22 protein-coding genes are annotated in these 19487 nt (G+C 32.1%); 5 read left to right on the top strand and 17 right to left on the bottom strand.

The genetic code is table 11. The features are described 5' to 3' along the window. Window positions 1-8: 8 nt before the first annotated feature. The 13 genes from ACI9TV_RS08810 to nifE all read right to left on the bottom strand — a co-directional run bounded on the left by ACI9TV_RS08810 (window position 9) and on the right by nifE (window position 11038). The gene (locus tag ACI9TV_RS08810; RefSeq protein ID WP_415250412.1) at window positions 9-1664 is read right to left on the bottom strand and encodes an FAD-dependent oxidoreductase; all 1656 of its coding nucleotides are present in this window, start codon (window positions 1662-1664) and stop codon (window positions 9-11) included. Then, entirely contained in the window at window positions 1654-2775 is a 1122-nt protein-coding gene (locus ACI9TV_RS08805; protein WP_415250411.1) for an aldo/keto reductase, read from the bottom strand. The genes ACI9TV_RS08810 and ACI9TV_RS08805 overlap by 11 nt, the downstream gene beginning before the upstream one ends. Further along, window positions 2775-3746, bottom strand: a complete 972-nt coding sequence (locus ACI9TV_RS08800; RefSeq protein WP_415250410.1) for an iron-sulfur cluster assembly scaffold protein — start codon at window positions 3744-3746, stop codon at window positions 2775-2777. The genes ACI9TV_RS08805 and ACI9TV_RS08800 overlap by 1 nt, the downstream gene beginning before the upstream one ends. A 146-nt stretch (window positions 3747-3892) precedes the next feature. Next, window positions 3893-5161 (bottom strand): RNA polymerase factor sigma-54, encoded by a 1269-nt coding sequence (gene rpoN / locus ACI9TV_RS08795; protein WP_415250409.1) that lies wholly within the window; start codon window positions 5159-5161, stop codon window positions 3893-3895. Between the two features lie 165 nt (window positions 5162-5326). Beyond that, the gene (locus ACI9TV_RS08790; protein ID WP_415250408.1) at window positions 5327-5617 is read right to left on the bottom strand and encodes a 2Fe-2S iron-sulfur cluster-binding protein; all 291 of its coding nucleotides are present in this window, start codon (window positions 5615-5617) and stop codon (window positions 5327-5329) included. 30 nt (window positions 5618-5647) lie between these two features. Continuing rightward, a complete protein-coding gene (locus tag ACI9TV_RS08785) occupies window positions 5648-6043 on the bottom strand; it encodes a 2Fe-2S iron-sulfur cluster-binding protein (protein ID WP_415250407.1) in 396 nt (131 codons plus the stop codon). Between the two features lie 74 nt (window positions 6044-6117). Further along, on the bottom strand, window positions 6118-6513 hold the full coding sequence (locus ACI9TV_RS08780) for a nitrogen fixation protein NifZ (protein ID WP_415250406.1): 396 nt from the start codon (window positions 6511-6513) through the stop codon (window positions 6118-6120). Continuing rightward, entirely contained in the window at window positions 6467-6844 is a 378-nt protein-coding gene (locus tag ACI9TV_RS08775) for a nitrogenase-stabilizing/protective protein NifW (RefSeq protein ID WP_415250405.1), read from the bottom strand. Before ACI9TV_RS08775 ends, ACI9TV_RS08780 begins: the two co-directional genes overlap by 47 nt. A gap of 23 nt (window positions 6845-6867) precedes the next feature. Then, the gene (locus tag ACI9TV_RS08770; protein WP_415250404.1) at window positions 6868-7386 is read right to left on the bottom strand and encodes a flavodoxin; all 519 of its coding nucleotides are present in this window, start codon (window positions 7384-7386) and stop codon (window positions 6868-6870) included. 3 nt (window positions 7387-7389) lie between these two features. Then, a complete protein-coding gene (locus ACI9TV_RS08765; protein WP_415250403.1) occupies window positions 7390-7845 on the bottom strand; it encodes a NifX-associated nitrogen fixation protein in 456 nt (151 codons plus the stop codon). 38 nt (window positions 7846-7883) lie between these two features. Continuing rightward, a complete protein-coding gene (gene nifX, locus ACI9TV_RS08760) occupies window positions 7884-8339 on the bottom strand; it encodes a nitrogen fixation protein NifX (RefSeq protein ID WP_415250402.1) in 456 nt (151 codons plus the stop codon). Window positions 8340-8363: 24 nt separating this feature from the next. Then, window positions 8364-9677 (bottom strand): nitrogenase iron-molybdenum cofactor biosynthesis protein NifN, encoded by a 1314-nt coding sequence (nifN, locus tag ACI9TV_RS08755; RefSeq protein WP_415250401.1) that lies wholly within the window; start codon window positions 9675-9677, stop codon window positions 8364-8366. After that, on the bottom strand, window positions 9677-11038 hold the full coding sequence (nifE, locus tag ACI9TV_RS08750; RefSeq protein WP_415250400.1) for a nitrogenase iron-molybdenum cofactor biosynthesis protein NifE: 1362 nt from the start codon (window positions 11036-11038) through the stop codon (window positions 9677-9679). The genes nifN and nifE overlap by 1 nt, the downstream gene beginning before the upstream one ends. Window positions 11039-11145: 107 nt before the next feature. Here nifE and ACI9TV_RS08745 point away from each other — a divergent pair, with 107 nt between their 5' ends. The 3 genes from ACI9TV_RS08745 to ACI9TV_RS08735 all read left to right on the top strand — a co-directional run bounded on the left by ACI9TV_RS08745 (window position 11146) and on the right by ACI9TV_RS08735 (window position 12764). Next, window positions 11146-11949: an aldo/keto reductase family protein gene (locus ACI9TV_RS08745; protein WP_415250399.1), complete on the top strand. Its 804-nt coding sequence runs from the start codon at window positions 11146-11148 to the stop codon at window positions 11947-11949. A gap of 1 nt (window position 11950) precedes the next feature. Continuing rightward, the gene (locus tag ACI9TV_RS08740) at window positions 11951-12331 is read left to right on the top strand and encodes a bacteriohemerythrin (RefSeq protein ID WP_415250398.1); all 381 of its coding nucleotides are present in this window, start codon (window positions 11951-11953) and stop codon (window positions 12329-12331) included. 70 nt (window positions 12332-12401) lie between these two features. After that, window positions 12402-12764: a hemerythrin family protein gene (locus ACI9TV_RS08735; protein WP_415250397.1), complete on the top strand. Its 363-nt coding sequence runs from the start codon at window positions 12402-12404 to the stop codon at window positions 12762-12764. A gap of 439 nt (window positions 12765-13203) precedes the next feature. On the opposite strand, the gene ACI9TV_RS08730 is transcribed toward ACI9TV_RS08735, so the two are convergent. From ACI9TV_RS08730 to ACI9TV_RS08715, 4 genes are all read right to left on the bottom strand, one after another. Beyond that, window positions 13204-13398 carry a hypothetical protein gene (locus ACI9TV_RS08730; protein ID WP_415250396.1) on the bottom strand — a complete coding sequence of 65 codons (195 nt, stop codon included), beginning with the start codon at window positions 13396-13398 and terminating at the stop codon, window positions 13204-13206. 49 nt (window positions 13399-13447) lie between these two features. After that, window positions 13448-13816, bottom strand: coding sequence for a methyl-accepting chemotaxis protein (locus ACI9TV_RS08725; protein WP_415250437.1), 369 nt, complete (start codon window positions 13814-13816; stop codon window positions 13448-13450). 750 nt (window positions 13817-14566) lie between these two features. Continuing rightward, complete coding sequence (locus ACI9TV_RS08720) at window positions 14567-14950, bottom strand: PAS domain-containing protein (RefSeq protein WP_415250395.1); 384 nt, start codon at window positions 14948-14950, stop codon at window positions 14567-14569. Between the two features lie 18 nt (window positions 14951-14968). Beyond that, the gene (locus ACI9TV_RS08715; RefSeq protein ID WP_415250394.1) at window positions 14969-17005 is read right to left on the bottom strand and encodes an EAL domain-containing protein; all 2037 of its coding nucleotides are present in this window, start codon (window positions 17003-17005) and stop codon (window positions 14969-14971) included. 258 nt (window positions 17006-17263) lie between these two features. Between ACI9TV_RS08715 and ACI9TV_RS08710 the strand changes: the two genes are divergently transcribed. Together ACI9TV_RS08710 and ACI9TV_RS08705 are read left to right on the top strand one after the other, a co-directional pair. Beyond that, entirely contained in the window at window positions 17264-17701 is a 438-nt protein-coding gene (locus ACI9TV_RS08710; RefSeq protein WP_415250393.1) for an ankyrin repeat domain-containing protein, read from the top strand. A 48-nt stretch (window positions 17702-17749) separates the two neighbouring features. Then, entirely contained in the window at window positions 17750-19363 is a 1614-nt protein-coding gene (locus tag ACI9TV_RS08705; RefSeq protein WP_415250392.1) for a cation:proton antiporter, read from the top strand. The last annotated feature ends 124 nt before the right edge of the window (window positions 19364-19487 follow it).

Raw genomic sequence — 19487 nt, 5'->3', positions numbered from 1 at the left:
TTATCCTTTTAGTTTTTAAATACTTTTTTAAATCTATGCCATAGATCATCTAAGACTACATTTTCAAAAGTTATTTCAAATAGATTTTCATCCAAGGGTTTTACATACGATGGAGAAGCGAATTTTATATCATCTCTTATAGGAAAATCACTACGATAATGCACACCTCTACTCTCTTCACGTTTTAATGCTGAGAGTATAAGAATTTCTGCTATATAAAGTGCATTTTGAAATTCCAAGATCGATGATAATTCTACATTATATTCTCTATCTTTATTTACACAATGTATTCCATACTGCTTTTGTAAGAGATACTCTACATATTCATAAGCATCCACGAGGGAGCTTTCATCACGGAATACTCCAACTTTTTTAAAGAGGGTCTCTCCAAGATTTTTACGCATTGAATTAATATTGAAATGGCTCTCCCCATCAATAATAACATCGATACGACGAAGTTCTTTATTTATTGTTGCATAGTCAATAGGTAAAAAATCATTTCTACGTACTCTTTTTGCCGCTTCACTTCCAGCTAAACGACCAAAATATATACCTTCTAAAAGAGAATTACCACCTAATCTATTTGCACCATGTACACCGGTAACAGCACATTCTCCACATGCAAATATACCTGGGATTTCAGTAGAGGTGTCCCCTCGTGTCCATATACCTCCAATGCTATAGTGTGCAGATGGAGTTATCTCTAATAACTCTGTTGTGATATCTATACCTGCACTGTTCAGTGCAATTTTCTGTGTGGACGGTAGTTTTGTCTCTATAAGTTCAGGAGAGAGATGTCTAAAATCTAGATATACCTTATGACCATTCAAAATATGTTGCGTTATCTCACGCGAGAGCTTATCTCTTGTTTGCAACTCATCTGTGAAACGCACACCACTCTCATCTACAAGATATGCACCTTCACCTCGAGCTGCTTCAGTGACTAGGGCTCCATTTGTAACTAAAGTAGTTGGGTGAAACTGTACAAATTCCATGTTTGAAAGCTTCATATTAGCTCTAAGAGCTGCTGCTATAATATCACCAGAACTCTCTTGCGAGTTTGTAGAATGTCCCCTATAAATACCTGCATAACCACCTCCAGCAAGTACTAAAGATCTACATGCAAGTGCAATAACTTGAGAATCTCGACGACGTAATACAGTAACACCAGAAAGTCTCTCTTTATATTTAGTAATATTTAAAAATTGGTGGTTACTGAGTATATGAACACCTGCATTTCTACACTCTAAAAGTAGCTTTTGAACTATAGCACTTCCTGTTCTATCTGCTATATAACATGTCCGAGTTGCCTTAGTCCCGCCAAATGGGCGTTGCATAATTTCTCCATTCTCATAAGAATCAAAACTAACGCCCATAGTTTTTAATTCTTCTATAATATCTGCTGCATCATGACACATACCAGAAATATTTTTTTCATTTATAAGTCCATCCGCGCCAGCGATAGTGTCATTAATATGGTGTAATATAGAGTCATATTCACTGAAGTTTATAACAGCATTAATTCCACCAGATGCCACAGAGGAGTTAGAACGAAATGGATTACTCTTTGTTAAAATAGCTACACTAGATCCATTTTTTTTCGCATATAATGCAGAAAAAAGTCCAGCTATTCCACTACCAACAACTATGACATCATAGAGCATTTATTTTTCCAATTACTGCATCCATATTATTCTTAGATGCTGATGGTAAATAAGCTAAGGTCAGATTTTCTTCTACATGATTAGGGTCTACTGCTCCAAATAAAGCACTTACAACTCCACCTGAACGTGCAAACTGCAAAGCAGAAGTGACATCATTAAAATCACTTGTTCCCATTTCTGCACCTATCCTTGAAGAAAACTTTCCTTTAAAGAGATTGAGTTGTAGCAGAGATGAAGATGCCATAAGTTGCAAACCATAACCATTTACAGCTTGCAAAAGTGTATAGTAGCGACCATCTGGTCCTTTTTGATTAGTAAAGTTATATGCTTCTGGTTTTCCTAAATTAAATGGAGATTGAACATATTTAAAGTTATGGTTTTTGCCACCTACTTTTTGTGCAATTTTTACAATGTCCCCAAGACATATATACTCTTTATGTGTATCTTCATATAAAAAACCATTCCAAGTTGCAATACCATACGACTTTATTTTTCCCTCTTGGACTAGTTTTTCAAAGAGTTTAAAGGATTTTTCTATACGTTTTAAAAGAGTATCATAATCAACATAGCCTAGTTGTGTTTCAGGATTGTGTAAAAAAAGTATATCTAAGGTTTTAAGTTTTAAGTTTTTTAAAGACTTTTCCACACTCCACCTAAGATACTTTGGAGAAAGACAATGCTGGTCTATAATAATTTCTTCTTTTGTCGCGAGTCCACTCTCAATGACATTCTCAGTTATCCATTTATACGGATTTTCTGGAAAAGGAAATTCTAGCGGTAAAAAACCTGCTTTAGAAGTAATAATAAGCTGATCTCTTGAAGCTTTACCTTCTTCAAACAATTCTTCTAAAGCTTCACCAATTTCTTCTTCGCTCACTTGATAGCGGTAGTTTATTGCGGTATCTATAAGATTTATACCATTTAAAACTGCCATTTTTACAGAATCTTTATAATTAACTATATAGTTTTCTTCTCTATAAGGCTCTTTTCTAAATGTACCCAAACCCAACGAAGATATAAAAAAATCTCCATTAAACCGATAAAAATCTTTTGCATACTTTGGAAACTGTTTTAAGTAAGCAAAGGTAGCCTCTTTGGTTGCAAAGCTCATTATGTAACAATAACTCTAATATTAGCTTTTAGCTTAAATGTAAGCATATCTTGAATACCTGCTAATGTAGTCGTTGTATTCATAGAACAACTCATACACTCACCTTGATACTTAATAAGTACTTCAAAAGCATCAGTATCTTCTTTAACATCAATAAGCTCAACATCACCACCATCAGCTTTTAGAGTAGGACGGATATATTCTTCTAAAATAGATTCTACAGATTTGATTTTTTGAACAAGACTCATAGAAGCAAAGTTTCCATTACCCTTAGCTTCAATAATCTTACGTGTTTTTTCGGCAGCTTCTATCTCTTCAACACCTTCGGCCAGTAAATCAACTAAATAAATATCTTTTACTTCATGTCCACCAGGTTTAATACAAGACTTACAAAATCCACCTGCTTTTGTATAGTCTGTGATCTGCTCGATAGTACTAAGTTTATTTAATTCAATAACCTGCTTAAGAGTATCTTGTGATACACGTGCACATTCACAAATAATAAACTCACTCTCTAGTGAGTCCATATCAACGCCTTTATACATTGACGCAGCTTTTTTAATGACATCGTAAGCCATAACAGAACAGTGCATTTTTTGACCAGGAACAGCTGGAATATCGGGGTTATCACGAAGAGCTTTTTCAACCTCTATATTTGTAATTTCCAGAGCTTCATCTACAGTTTTATCCATACATAACTCAGCCATCATATCAGATGATGCTATTGCAGTACCACAACCAAAACTTTTAAATCTACTCGTTTTTATAGTATCAGACTTAGGGTCAATTAACCAGTATAAACGTACTGCATCTCCACAACTTTCAGCACCAAAATCAGCTATAATAAGTTCATTATTACCTTTTTCTTCTTCCGTAATTTCACCCATGTTTGTTGGATTGTCCATACGACGCTGTACTTCATGTGAATACTCTTCCCATAATCCTCCACCAATTAAATTATCTCTAGCCATATCTTGCTCCTTGAATAGTTTATTAAATATTACTTTCTTAAATGCAATTAATATTCTAGTAGTTTAGATATTATTTTTATAAAAGTTAACCATATCTTACAAAATTGTCATCTTCTATGTTAATTATTACGATTCTATGGGCACTGCTACAAGCTAGAAAGTATATATAAAAACTTCCTTTCTTTAAAAGAAGAAATATTCAGTTCTTGACGGTACTTCGCGACTGAACGACGTACCATTTTAACGCCAAAACGAGATTCTATACTTTCATGTAAATATTTATCACTATATGGCTTTTTTTTATCTTCGCCTTCTATAATTCTTTTCATAAAACTCTTTATTTCTGAAGTAGACACTTCACCTATCGCATTTGAAAAAAAATCTTTAAATGAAAATACACCTCTGTCACATTCTAGATACTTATCGCTTATAGCACGGGAAATTGTTGATTCATTAAATCCAAGTTCATCCGCAACATCTTGAAGTTTCAAAGGTTTTAGTTCGCTTCCTATAAAAAATGAGTATTGTTTTTCTATTAAAACTAAGGCCACATTATAGAGCGTTGCTTTACGCAAATCAAGAAGCTTAACAAGTTCGCGAGCTTCTTTAAACTTCTGTTTTGCAAAATTATCATACTTATCAACTTGGTTTACTACAAGATTTGGATAAAAATCATTGTTTACCTTTATTGTTAAATCTTTACCTTTAAACTCTACAAATAAATCTGGTAAAACTGTAGTTTCACTTTCCATATAAGATATTGCTGGAGGGTTATTTAGACGTGTTAAAAATTCTTTGGCTTCATGAATTCTTGGATGCTTGAAAAACTTCTCTATATCTTCAAACTGAGTAATAATGGCACTTAATAATATACTTAACTCAGAATCAATATCAAAGTCGTTTAACTGAAATAGAAAAGACTCTTTATAATCAACTGCTCCCACTCCTATTGGCTCAAGGTAAGCAAAACGTTGACGTACTTGCTCAACTTTATATATATCTACTTCGCACTGTAGAGCGATCTCTTTAACATCGCCTTCAAAGTAGCCTTCCTCATTAATGTAAAATATAATCTGCTTAGCTATTTTTTGAGATATGGGTGTAGGAAAAAGCGGTGCACTAATTTGATCATCTAATATTTCATAAAGAGATTGCGAAGATACGCTCATCCACCCTATTTCATCAGTAGATGAATTTGAAACATGGTTTTGGTACTCAATAAAAGTATTATGAGAAGTACTAGTTGAACTCTCAGGTACTTCAAATCCAGATTCAACTTCCAAGCATGGATTTTCATTTGTAATAACTTGAATATGTTTATCTAAGTCACTTAAAGAACACTGTAACAATGGTAGCCAAGTCTGCATAGACAACCTAGGTAGTTGCTTCTGTTTAAAGTTAAATTGCTGTTTCATAAATTCTTCTTCTTTAGTATATTATATATTTTATTTTATTATCTTTCAGAATAATAATTGATTACTATCCATACACCTGCATATATTGTTCTAGAAAAAATGTTGTGATTTTGGATTTTAAGAGTAAGTTAAGAGACACTTCACTCCATAAAGGAGTAAAGTGTTTTAGTATTTAATACGAATTAAACCATTAGGTTCAATAATTTTCATTTGGCAAGATAAACGTGCTTTTGGACTAGGCTCATTTAACATTTTCATAACTGTTTTCTCTTTTTCAGTCACTTCACTTAAAAATTCCATTCCTGATTCAATAGAAACGATACAAGTGCCACACTCACCATCTCTACAACCAAAAGGAAGAGCACTACCTGAAGCTTCAACAATATCTTGTATTGTTTTACCTGGCTTTACATTTAAAGCCAAAAAGTCATTTATAATTTCTACTCGTGTTGTCATTATTTATCCTTAAGTTAATTTAGTTTACGTTTACTCAAATGGTTTAACAAGTATTGAGCCTTTAATGACACATTGACAAGCAAGTCTCACTGGCGTTTGTTGTACATATTGTTGTGCTGATTCAGCTTCTTTTTTACTGATAGCTCCCATTTCAACAAGAGTGTTAAGCTCTTTGTCATCCATATACGTAGTGTATTTATCTTTATCCCACGCATCAGGGTCAACTTCACTTTTAAAGCCAGTATCGATAAGTTCACCCTCAAGTTCTTCAACTTTAACAGCACAACTACCACATAACCCATCTTTACATTCATTTGGAATAACTACACCATTATTTTGGGCAACACGCAAAAGTAGATCGCCTTGCTTAGCGACTACACGTTTGTCCATTTCTTCACCGAAACCGCAAAAAATAACATTTACCATTCTATCTCCTTCATTTCATTACGATTAAATACTTATGGTTCGTATTTAAACGATTGTCAATTCACAAAAAGCTTCTAGTCTCCTTCTTTTTGAGATTGCAACTTTGCAGCTGTTGTAGCTGCTTTTTGCGCACGATGTTCTTTTAACCAACGAAGTTCTTCTTCTACTTCATCATATCCATCAAGATCATCAATAGATTCTAGTTCAGCTTCTCTACATCCATAAGTATCACCCTCTTCTATAAAGTGAACTTCATATATACGAATAACTTGTAACCAATCGCCAATAAACTTCACATAACCCTCAGCTCCTGCTGGAACTAAGATCTCATTTGGTTCATTAAAAGGGTTTGAACCATCATTTCGTATGGATTTAGTCATACGAACTCTTTGACCTAAACGAAATGCTGGTAGGATTTCGTCCTTAGTTGAAGCTGATACTTGGCTGGCTTGTGCATGAGTGAGTTCCATTTGTTACCTCCTCTACATCGTTACATTCAGTTGAAGTAGAACAGCTTCCACAAGCACTAGGATTATCATACATAGACCATACATCCGCGGCAGATGGTGTATACCCATTTTCAAAATTTTTATATACACTAATGAGAGCAAATTTATAAAAGTCAAGTAATTTACTTTCGTCAGTCATCACATTTTCTTTACCTTTTTCTATCATTTCACCATATTTTTTCAGTATATGAAAACGCTTAACATAAACCGTTCGTTCATCATATTCAAGTTCAAAGAAGTCAAAATAGTCTTCTGCATCTGTTAGTGCCTGAAATTCTTTATATTTACTCATATCTAATCCTTTATTTAAAAATTTTATAAACTCATTTCACTCTTAACTTGAGATGCCCAAGCACTTATTCTTTCTTGGGTTAAATTTTTTTGATTCATATTATCAATCGCAAGCCCACAAAATTTACCATCACGCTCCGCAAATGAGTATTTATACTCATAAGTATCTGTAGACCACTCTCCAAATTCAGTATTTGCCCCTAATTTCGTAAAAAGGTCTTTCATTTTTCCTAAAGCGCTTACAAACTCCTCAGGATGACTATCTTGATCCCCTGCACCAAAAAATGCAATTTTTTTACCGCTAAAATCTGGCTCATCATTTTCCATTTCAAAAAGAGGATCTACCCAGTCACGTTGTGGATCGCCTTGACCCCAAGTTGAAGTACCAATTAATAAAACATCAAAACTATCAAACTGCTCTAAATCATCATAGTCTTCTTCCATATTTATTAATTCAGAATCTTCAAATAATTCTTCTAATTTTTCAGCTACTTCTTGAGTTGTACCACTACTGCTTCCTACAAATATACCTACACTTGCCATCTATTAATCCTTTGGTATACAAGGTTTATATTGTTCATATGTTGAAAAAGAGCTAGCTAAATATTTATCGCCCTCTTCTAAAAGTTTTTCCATCGTTCTAAAACTAAATCTATGTGCATCTTTAAAGTATTTATCTACTAAAACTATACGACCAGCAATGACAATACAACGACCAAATCCTTCATGACTCATCTCCATAACAACATTACACATAACACCCGTTTTACGCTCAAACTGAAGTGCTACAGCTTTAAAAATCATCTTGATTTGCCCGATAAGCATCTCATCAATATCTGCAATGATTGGAATCGCCCTTAAATCTTCTTTTGTCTTAACATATATCTTGGATAAAACCTCTTCATCACTTAACTTTGCCCAATTACCAAACTGATCTATCGCTCTTAGTTGACGAATCAACTCTTCTGTAAACGGACTGTTTTCTTTTAATACTTCGCTCATTTTTTTTCCTTAATGTAATTTCTCTAAATTTTATTTAATTATTCTGCTGTCCAACGTTCTAAACGTGGGTCTTGCGTAGTTTGTATATTCATGATTTTCTTAACCCATGGTGGTGGATTACCATTAATCATAGTTACGAGTTCACTTAATACATCTTCTATCTTACGAGGTTCCGTAACTTTCATAGGATTAATTCCACCACGAATGACTTTTGCAGCTGCTGTACCACCTATAGATTCACAATACATAATATGTATGCCAGATAATGCTTTAACTTTAAAGTCTGTTTTATCATCACCATTAAGTTCTGATGTATCAGTTTTAATAACACCACTTAATTTAAAGCCCTCTTTAGAGACATCGTAAACTACAAACTCTTTTGCACCACCAAAATGTGCATTTATATTTTCTAAATCTTTTGAAGCAAATGCCACTTTTATTGCATTCTCTAAACCATCTGAACTTTGAACTGTTATTTTTGTTGACTCACTCATTGCAAACTACCTTTTTTATAAATTTTAGTGTTCATGTTTTACATGACGGAGTGCATTCGCAACTTCAAAAAGAAACTGTGTGCTTCCTTCATAAAGTTGATCATTTTTGAGTTGATTACCCAACTCTTCATAATTTGGAAAACCTCTCAACATTAAAGCTGTGCGTTTTTCTTGAGAGTGCAATAATCGTTCTGCATGAAAATTACTAATCACTAAATCAGCTTTTTCAAAGTGTATGACAGCATCTTCTAAGTCACCGACAAAAATATTATCAGCTTTTATTGTCTCTAAAATAGATGCGTAGTTTGTCGCAATTACCGCGTCTATAGTCGCACCAACACTTTGAAGTAACTCACACATCCCTACGCACATATCAGGTTCACCAGTTATGACGAAGTGAGAAGATCCTATCAAAAAATGACTATCAAGCATTGCATCTTGAAGTCTTCCTCTCCAACGTTTTACTAATGGTCTTGGTTCGATTTGTCGTATTTTCATCAAAGAAGCTACAAAATTGTCGTTGTTTTCTTGTCCCATAAGATGATTAAAATGTATGTGATTTATTTTCTCATTTTTTTCTAACAATGCTTTTGCCGCAATTTGCATAGAACTACCAATAGTTATAACAGTAGCAGAGTTTGCAAGTTCTCTAATATCATCTATACTTATAGTTCCTGTTCCAAGTTTTCCTTGACCCTCACTTAAATAACCATCTAGCGAAGTAGATAAGTCTGGAAGAGCATAGGTCTCAAATCCAAACCCATCACAAAGCTCTTTTATCTTCTCCACCTCAATAGGTTGCATACTTACATGGGGTAGGATAAGTAGCTTATTTGACTTTATATCAGTAGTTTCTTGTGTATGTTGGCTTATAAGAGCTTTTGCCGTTAATGCCCAACCGCTTTCCATACCACCTTCATAATCTGGTGTATTAACATAACAATAAGGTATCTCTATATGAGTTCCAATACTACGTACATCATCACCTTTTGTCTCAGTTAAACCAGTTGTATGTAGACCTATGAGTTCAGGTTTAAGTGTTTTATTTTTTTTTGTAATGTTCTCTATTGCCATAAGGATTGAGTAATCACCACCATCTAAAATCGCAGTAATATCACTTACCGAAGTGTTGTACATAGCTATTGGCTCGTTAAAGTGACGAGTATAAAAAACTTTTGTATATGATGCACATCCTTGTGATGCATGCATCAGTGGCATACAATTTTTTATACCCATAAATGCTAATGCTGCTCCCATAGGCTGAGAGTGTTTTATAGGGTTTACTTGAAGTGGTTTATGCTCACGTTTACTTAGGGCTATTTTTTTTTGTGCTTCCATTACTGAACCTCCCATGGTGCAGGTTTAGATACATTTGCAAAGACAGGGTTTGCAAAGGCATATTTTAAATCTTCTGCAAGATTAAGAAGTCCGCCATAACCGCCATAACTCACTTTTTTCTCTTGGTTTACATCGATAAAAGATATTTTTTTCTTGATTGCAGTATAAAGACTACGACCACCCGCGAGTAAAATGTGTGCGCCTCTTTCATCTATAGCTTTAGCTTGTTCTGAGGCTGGTGTTTTCATCAGTAAGCCTGTGGGACCAAGGTATTCTCTTGCTTTTGCAATGTCATCTTCAGTTGATTTACGAATAGACGTAGCAACAACTTCAATCCCTAAATCTTGAAGTCCTGATGCTATGGACCAGGCTTTGTTACCACCAGTGTTTAAAACAGCTTTTTTACCGGCGAATAGTTCTCTATAAGGCAACAACTTTTCTTCAAGTCTCATTTCTTCCTCTGCAATAATCTTTTCAGCTTTAGCAATCAATGTTTCATTACCTAACGCTTTGACTATCTCACGAATAGCAAAGGTAGTATCTCGTTTTCCATAAAATGAAACTGATATCCAAGGGATGTCATAGTTTTCCTGCATTTTACGACACAATGTTATAAGTGATTTTGCACAAACAATCACATTGAGTTTTGCACGATGCGCTGTTCTTATATCGCCAACACGTCCGTCACCACTCATAGAACTCAAAACTCTAATACCGATTTTTTTAAAGATTGGAAGATACTGCCACATGTCACCCGTTACGTTGTAATCACCAATAAGGTTAATGTCATAAGGAGTTGTAAGTTCTGGCTCTTTTGTACCGATGAGATGTTGTAAAACTGCTTCACCTGCTATACGCGAACCAAGATTTTTCCCACCAACAAAACCAGGAGCATGAACTGGTACTATGGGAATCCCATGTTTCTCAGACCCAAGTTGACAAGTTGTGTCAATATCGTCACCCACCATTGCAGTAACACAAGTTGAGTATATAAAAATTGCTTCAGGAGCGTAGTGTCGAATAATATAGTCTATAGAATCAGTAAGACGTTTATCTCCACCAAAAATGACATCATTAGTAGTTATGCCAGTTGTAAAGCCCATATATGTATGGTCGCGACCTTTATAGGATGTGAGAGTCTCACGTGTTTCCCATGAAGCACCCAAACACGTTTGAGGACCATGAACTAAATGTACCGCATCAGAATAAGGAAAAAGTGAAATTTGTGCACCATCAAATGCACATCCACCAGCAGCTAAACCTGGCTTTGGCATATCACAACCTGCCCCTGGTTTTTTATCTTTAGAATGCGAACAAGCACTCTCATTCATTAACTCTTTAATTTTGGCTCTATTAACCATCAATTACTCCTTTGGAGTTTAGTTAACCAATGAAATGCAATAACTATTCTAGATCCTAGAATAGTTATTGCATTTAAATAAATATGATTAAGAAAAAAACAATAGGCATGCCTAAAATAATATATGGTACTGCATGGAAAAAAGATGCTACAACAGAACTAATTGTCCAAGCTGTAGAAGCTGGTTTTCGTGCGATAGATACTGCTTGCCAACCAAAACATTATAAAGAGGAGAGCGTTGGAGAAGCTATAAACATACTTGAGAAAAAAGGTATTAAACGTAATGAGTTATTTATTCAAACAAAATTCACTCCCCTTGCAGGACAAGATATAAGTAGCGCACCCTATGATAAATATGCTAGCCTTAAAAAACAAATAGCTGAATCTTTTGAAGTTTCTAAAATGAACTTACAAACTAACTATGTTGATTCTCTTATCTTACATACACCTCCTTTTCCTCCTTCAAAACTTTTTGAAGCATGGAATGCTATGGAAATAATATATGAAGCCAAAGAAGCATTGCAACTAGGAATCAGTAATTGTGATGATTTAGCTACCTTAAAAAAATTATATAAAGAATCAACAATTAAACCATCTATTGTGCAAAATAGATTTTATGCTGATACCGATTATGATAAGGAGATAAGAGCTTGGTGTAAAGAGCATAATATTATATACCAAAGCTTTTGGTCACTCCCAGCAAATCCTCATCTCTTAGTAAGTGAACCTATTATTAAGTTAGCACTTAAATATAAAAAAAGTGAGCCTCAAATTTTATTTAATTACCTTTCATATGAAGGAATTATACCTCTTAGTGGTACAACTTGTCCTATTCACATGCAAGATGCCTTAAGTGCATTTGACTTTGAACTTACGAATGATGAATACAACTCAATAAGGGAACTTTTATAATATGCCTATACAAAATGAATTGAAATTAAATGTAGCATTTATGGATGAATTGCATCATGAATTTGAAGAGATTCTCGATGAAATGAAAAATTGTAAAGATAACCCAAAATTTATGCAACTTTTTTTCAAAATGATTGAACATACAAAAAATCACTTTAAAACAGAAGAAGAACTTATGACTAAATATGACTTTTATGACAAACAAGAACATTTAAATGAACATGAATCCTTACTATCTGAGATGATTTACTTTTATGAAAAGGCACAAAAAATACCTCTATTTGGAAAGTCATATATAAACGAATACGCTTATGATAAATTTAGACGCCATATTCTAAATATAGATTCTCAACTAGCGATGTTTCTAAAAGAAAATCAATAAACACCTAAGTCCTATTCTAGTATATTTTATGCATTTACTATAATAAATAATAGACCTTAAGGATTTTAAAATGAACAATAACCTAAATGTAAATGTTGTACTTATTAATACAATGCACAATGAGTTTCTACTGCTTTTATCTGATATTAAAAACTGTGATAGTGATAAATTCATGACTCTATTTGATAATATAATAGAGTATGCAAAAGATCATTTTAAAGTTGAAGAAGAGATTATGAATATACATGAATTCTATGATACTCAAGAGTATATTAAGGGACATAACCGTACTCTTTATGAGATGCAGTACTTTTATGAAAAGGCAAAAGAAGTTCCTGAGTTTGGAAAATCATATATTAATGACTATGCTTATGATAAATTCAAACGTCACATAGTTAGTATCGATTTTCAACTGAAAGTATTTCTAAAATAGGCTTGTTGAAAACTACATAATTTTTACCTATAGTATTTGACTAGGTGAGTTTATTTTGAACTTTTTTGATTCGATAGAATGCATATAAAGGACAAAATATGAATCAATACAATCTAATGAATCGAAACTAATACCTAATCTCAATAAAGCATATCCAAAATGACAAATCCATTGGTTTTGCAAACATGTCGTTGGCATAGTAAGGGATGCTTTGTTTTGACAAACACAACGAATATATCACTATACATAATATTTTCACTCCTGATATTTTACGTAAAAATGGATATGCCTACATTCTAATCGGCATGATATTTAACATCCCTCTTTTAAAAACTGTAACACGTTTTAGACTTACTTATAGCTCAAAATATTTGGAGATTTTCACTGTGATTTACCTATGCCAAAAGATGGCTTAGTTGGGGTAAAATTTAAATTTTAGCTACTCAAAACTCTTTTCAAGCAGTTCCACATCATTAATAACTCTCAGAGTCTCAAATGAATCATTTTCACCCTTGGGAGCAGTTGAAAAACCTTCTATTGAATGACATTTTGGACACTTTCCCTCATTTAACAGAGATAACTGATCAGTTGTAATTTTTTCATTACAACTTTGACAATAAAATAATATTTCCACTTTTTATCCTTTTATCTTCTAATGCAACTATTATACTAGTACTTCAAAATCAATCTATTAAATTTTTCAGAGTCACAATTATTTCATCCATTTTATTACTTACGTCATTGACGGCATTAGAAATGTCACTTACCTCTTTAGCATTTTTATTTAGCGTATCTGAACTATCTGAAATAGATTGAATAAGTACATTAGTTGTTGTTGTAGTTTCAGAGAGACTCTTCTGAGTTCTCTCTGCTAGTTTTCTAACCTCATCGGCTACAACAGCAAATCCACGGCCATGTTCACCAGCACGAGCAGCTTCAATAGCAGCATTAAGTGCTAAAAGATTTGTCTGGTCTGCAATATCTCCAATAGTGGATAAAATAGTTTTAGTCTCATTTGCATGTAGTACTATTGATTGAAGGTTCTCAACCATCTCATTCTCTTTTTGAGAAACACTATGAATTCTTTGTACAATATGATTTATCATATCTTTAAAATCTATTATAGTCGTATCGGTAATATTCTCTATCGTTTTATTGAGAGTTTTTGAAGATTTTAAAATAGTTTGATTAGAAACTTTATTTTCTGTTTGCATATCTTCAAGAGATTCTCCAAGTATGTTAATATTGTTTAGTAAATCAGCCATTTTTGCTTCAACGGTTACAACACTTCTTGTTTGAAATGCTCCATTTGAAAAACTTTGTAACGTTGCGATAGCATTATCTAAGTTGGTCTCAGAAGATTCCAACATATTGTTCATACTATTTCTAAGTACATGTACATAAGGGGTTCTTGAATCTGACTTTACTCTACAAGTATAATGTCCTTTTGAAACCTTATTAGCAATTAAAACCATTTCTCCTGCAACTTTTGTATCTTCTATAACGCTATGTTCATATTTTTTAATAAGTGTATTTAATTCTTGCTCAACAACGTTACTCGACTCCTCATTAACTGTAATCTTATTTCTTTTAAAATAAAATAATTCATTTATTGATTCTATAAGTTTTAATATATTTGTGTTTGATGTAGATAGATTAAATAAAATAATTACTATTGCTGAAACAATAATAAGAAGTCCAACGTGAATAACTATAGAATCTGTAAGAAACAGAGAAGCTAGTAGTAAAATAAAAGAGATTACTAATATAGTGTTTTTTTGTAATATATTCATAAAATTATCCTAGTTCAGTGTTGTATATAGTTTTTGAGCTTCTTCTATCTCTTGCTTAGAAGGTTTTCTTCTACATGACATATATGTTTTTAGCTTTGTGACATTATCGTACATAGGATAGACTGTAGCGTATACCCAGTAATGGCCTCCACTTTTTGTACTGTTTTTCACATAACCATTCCATATCTCATCACGTTTAACAGTATTCCATAAATCTTTAAAAGCTGCACGAGGCATCTCTTTATGTCTAACTATATTATGATCTTTACCAATAAGCTCGTCTATAGAGTAGCCTGCAATCTCACAAAAATCATCATTTGCGAAAAGTATAACTCCCTTCTCATCCGTTAGTGATACTAAAAAATCATCACTTTTCAATACGTATTCTTCCATTTTATATCTCCCTTAAAATTATTTATCAAAACTTGGAAATTTAGTAGGTTCACTGAAGTAGTATCCTTGTGAATAATCCACACCTAGCTCTTTAACAATTTCATAAATTTTACTATTTTCCACATACTCTGCTATTGTTAATATATTGAGTTCTTTTGCAAAATTCACTATAGTTTTGACTAAAATTTTTGCATTTTTATCAGTATATATATCTTTAATAAGCGACCCATCAATTTTAATATAATCGGCTTGCAGCTTAAGTAGGTAGTTAAAATTTGAGTAACCTGTACCAAAGTCATCTATTGCTATCTTACAAGCATGTTTTTTTACCTTATTTATAAAAGTATTTACCTCATCAAAATTGTTAATACCTTCAGATTCTACAATCTCAAAAACTACTCTATTACCAATATTATAAACTTGTAGTATCTCACAAATATACTCTTGTATATTTATATTCATAATGTCTTTTATAGTCAGATTAATAGAAAATTCTTTGTTAGAATTTTTAAAAGTATCGAATGATTTTTTAATGACAATTTTAGTTAAAGTCTCATAGTACTTTGTTCGCTTAGCAATCTCAAGAAAGAAAAAAGGAGTTATTACTTTTTTATCTTCATCTCTCATACGAACTAAACTTTCATATTTTTCCCATTTTCCTGTTTTATTATTAACTATTGCTTGATAATAAGGGACAAGGTTGTCATTCTCTATTGCCTTTCTAATCTTATTTGTGTATTTAATGTTATTTGCATACTGTGCATCAAGATTGAGTTCTTCATCATAAACTACCAGATTTATTCTATTTTTCTTAGCATTTTTCATAGCCATATCTGCTGTAATAAAAAGGTTATTTTTTTCAAAAGATATACTTGATGTTATATTAAGAATGACTTCTTTATTCTCAACTTTATAAGTAATATTCTCAATTTTTTTTATTAATTCTTCAATATTATTAATAAACTCATCTTTTTCAAGCGATAAATTTAAAATTGCAAATACATCATTATGAAGTCTATAAAGTTGTTGAGTTGACTTGTCTTTTATTAGATGCACTATGGAGTTTCCAAACTCTTTGAGAATCATATCACCAAAAGCATCTCCATATAAATCGTTTATTTCACTAAATCTAACTATGTCAAGAAGCGCTATGGATGGATTTTCAATGGATTCTATGTCTTGTATCAATTTATATCTATTTCCGAGATTTGTTAATGAATCAGTAGTGGCTATTTTTTCAATAACTTCTCTTTGTTCAAAAAGTTTAGTAATCTCATGACGAACTGCCATATATTCATAGACTTCATTCTTCTCGTCTATTATTGGAATAATACTTATGTCTACCCAGTAGTGGCTGCCATCTTTTTTCTTATTTTTTAAAATACCTTTCCATATTTTTCTTAATTTTAGATTTCCCCACATTTCTATAAATATTTCTTTTTTTGTGTCAGGATGCCTAACGATACTATGTGGCCTACCTATCACTTCTTCTCTCGTATATCCTGTTACCTCACAAAATTTATCATTTACATATATTATAAATCCATCTAAATCACTTTTAGATACTATATTTGATTCATCAATAGCATTCTTATAAGATTTTAAAAATGCTATATTTTTTTGCAGTTCATCTGTTTTTTTTACAACTAGTAATTCAAGATTTGTATTTAAGGATTCAAGTTTTTTCTTCGCTTCTAAGGGTTCTGTAATATCACGAACAATAGCTAAGTTATAATCTATACCATTTTTATTTATAAATTTCGAATTAACCTCTATTGGAAGTTCCGTACCATCTTTTCTTATAATATAGGCATAGTCTATTAAGCTATCTTTTTCTTTTATCTCTTGAAGATGATTTAAAAAAGGCTCATCATTGTTTATAGTTCTTCTAAATTTATCAATTCCAATTTCATTCATCTCTTCGAGCGTATAGCCAATATTGTCAATTGTTGTTTTATTTACATAATCTATATAACCATTGTCTATTCGTATGATAAAAATCATGTCGTTAGAATAGTCTATCATATCACTAAAAGATTCATATTTATTTATCATATTGCTCTAATTGCAATTTTCATTCTAGTAATTAGATTGATATATGCATATATATTTAAAACTATGTAAAGGACTATAGATGAAAGCCAGACTATTTTGTACTCATTGCGATAAACATTATGAAGTTGATGTCAAAAATATAAACTTAATAAAACAAGTTAAAAGCAAAAATATAGAACATAGAAATAATACTTATTACTATAAGAATGGTTGCTTCTTTCAAGAGTTATCTAAAATCAAAAAAGCGAGGATATCAATATGAATGTATCAACACTAGAGTGGTTAAAGTCAAATAACTACAATCCAGAAAATTTAAATTTTCAAGGGAATTATGGTAACAGTGCTTTAATGAAAGCATCAAGAGAAGGAAACATTGAACTCGTATCTGATTTATTAAATGCAGGAGCAAACATTAGCCTAAAAAACATAGATGGTAATATGGCACTTTGGCTTGCTTGCTTTAGTGAAAATCAGGAGCTTGTAAAACTACTTATAGATACTGGAATAGAAATAGATACGTTAAATGTTAATGGCGTTACATCACTTATGTATGCAGCTTCTAGCGGGAAAGAAAGTATGGTTAAAATGCTTTTAGATGCAGGAGCAGATGCTAGCATACAAAATCCAGATGATTTTACAGCTCTTGATTTGGCTGTTACTCCAAAAATTTTAAGAATGTTAAGAAATGCCATATAATGTATAAGTCTTTTTTAAAGTATATGTAAAACATATTATAATCTATTTATGGAAAATTTATTACTCGCAATATTTTTAACGATAGCAATAGCTACGTTACTAAGTATTCTTCTAAAAAGATTTGGTATATCACACATAATAGCTTATATTTTTACAGGTACCTTAATCAGTTACATTTTTGGGTTTAATGGTTTGCAAATTGACTCACTTAATCTTATTGGGGAATTTGGTATAGTCTTTTTAATGTTTACTATAGGTCTTGAACTAAGCCTAAGTAAAGTAAAAAAAATGAAAGAGATTCTTCTCTCAAATGGCTTATTACAAATGACACTGAGTATAATTGTGATATTCTTACTCTCTCATTATGTTTTTAAACTTGACTTCAATACCTCACTTATAATATCTTTAGCATTTTCACTTTCATCCACAGCAATAGTCCTAACATATTTAAAGAGCTCAAAAGATATTATTACTCCCTATGGACAAAAGGCAATGGGAATTCTTATCTTTCAAGACTTAGCTGTTATTCCTATATTATTACTTATGACATTTTTATCAAATAGCAGTTTATCATTAGGTGAAGTTTTACTCCAAACAGTTATCTCTGCTATTTTAATTGTTGTTTTCATGTTTACTATTGGAGAAAAAATAGTTAACTTACTTTTTAAATTTTCTGCAACAACAGAACTTGAAGAACTTTTTTTAGGTTCTGTATTTACGATAGTTATAGGAGCTTCTATCTTTGCACACACAATAGGTTTTACATATTCGTTAGGTGCCTTTATAGCAGGAATGATAATTGCCGATACAAAATACAATGTTAAAGTGGAATCAGATATTAGCAGTTACAAAGATTTACTTCTTGGTGTCTTTTTCTTTGGTGTGGGAACAAAAATCGACTTCCTTTACTTTGTACAAAACTTTCACATTATTCTTTTTATATTTGTTTTAACAATGCTTTTTAAATCTCTTGTTATTTACCTAATTATTCGAAGGAACTCAGACAAAAATACCTCTGCAAAAACAGCACTTTCATTGGCTCAAATAGGTGAATTTTCCTTTGCTATCTTGGCTATTGCTGGTACACATCAACTTATTGCTCAAGAAATGGCTAGTTTCTTAATTTTAGTAAGCGTTATCTCTATGATATTTACTCCCTTTGTACTAAGCCATATCTATAAACTCTCATCATATTTTGAAAAAGAATTTTATGAATCAGATGTTATTACACCTATTGAACTAGAAAAGCATATAGTTGTAGCTGGATTTTCTACTTTAGGACGAAGAGTAACAGCAGAGTTAAAGACAAGAGAAGCTGAGTTTGTAGTTATATCTGACAATCTAAAACATGTACTTCTTGCAAGAAAACTTGGGTATATGGCATATTTCGGTCATTTAAACAAATTACCTGTATTAGAATCTTTAGCAGTACATGAAGCAAAAGCGATTATTATAACAGTCAGTGACGAACATAATAAGCGACTTATTAGTGAGGCAATACTTAACTTTGATAATGATGCCTACATAATTATCAAAATTGATAGTGTAGATGAAAGAAAAAAAATGAAATATTTATCTCAACTAGAATTTGTTGATGTTAGTTTTGAACTTTCAAATCTACTCGTTAATCATGCGCTTAAAGATTCTCTGACTCAAAAATAATTTCTTCCATAGAATCATCTGAGATAGCTTCTATATACTTACACTCATTGTAATATTCTAAATATTCAATTTCAATCTCATCAAAATGTTGTATGTAGTGATTAAGGTTATAATCTTCCATCTC

Source organism: Sulfurimonas sp., assembly GCF_047622445.1.
GTDB lineage: Bacteria > Campylobacterota > Campylobacteria > Campylobacterales > Sulfurimonadaceae > Sulfurimonas.
This window is presented reverse-complemented; position numbering and strand designations above follow the sequence as displayed.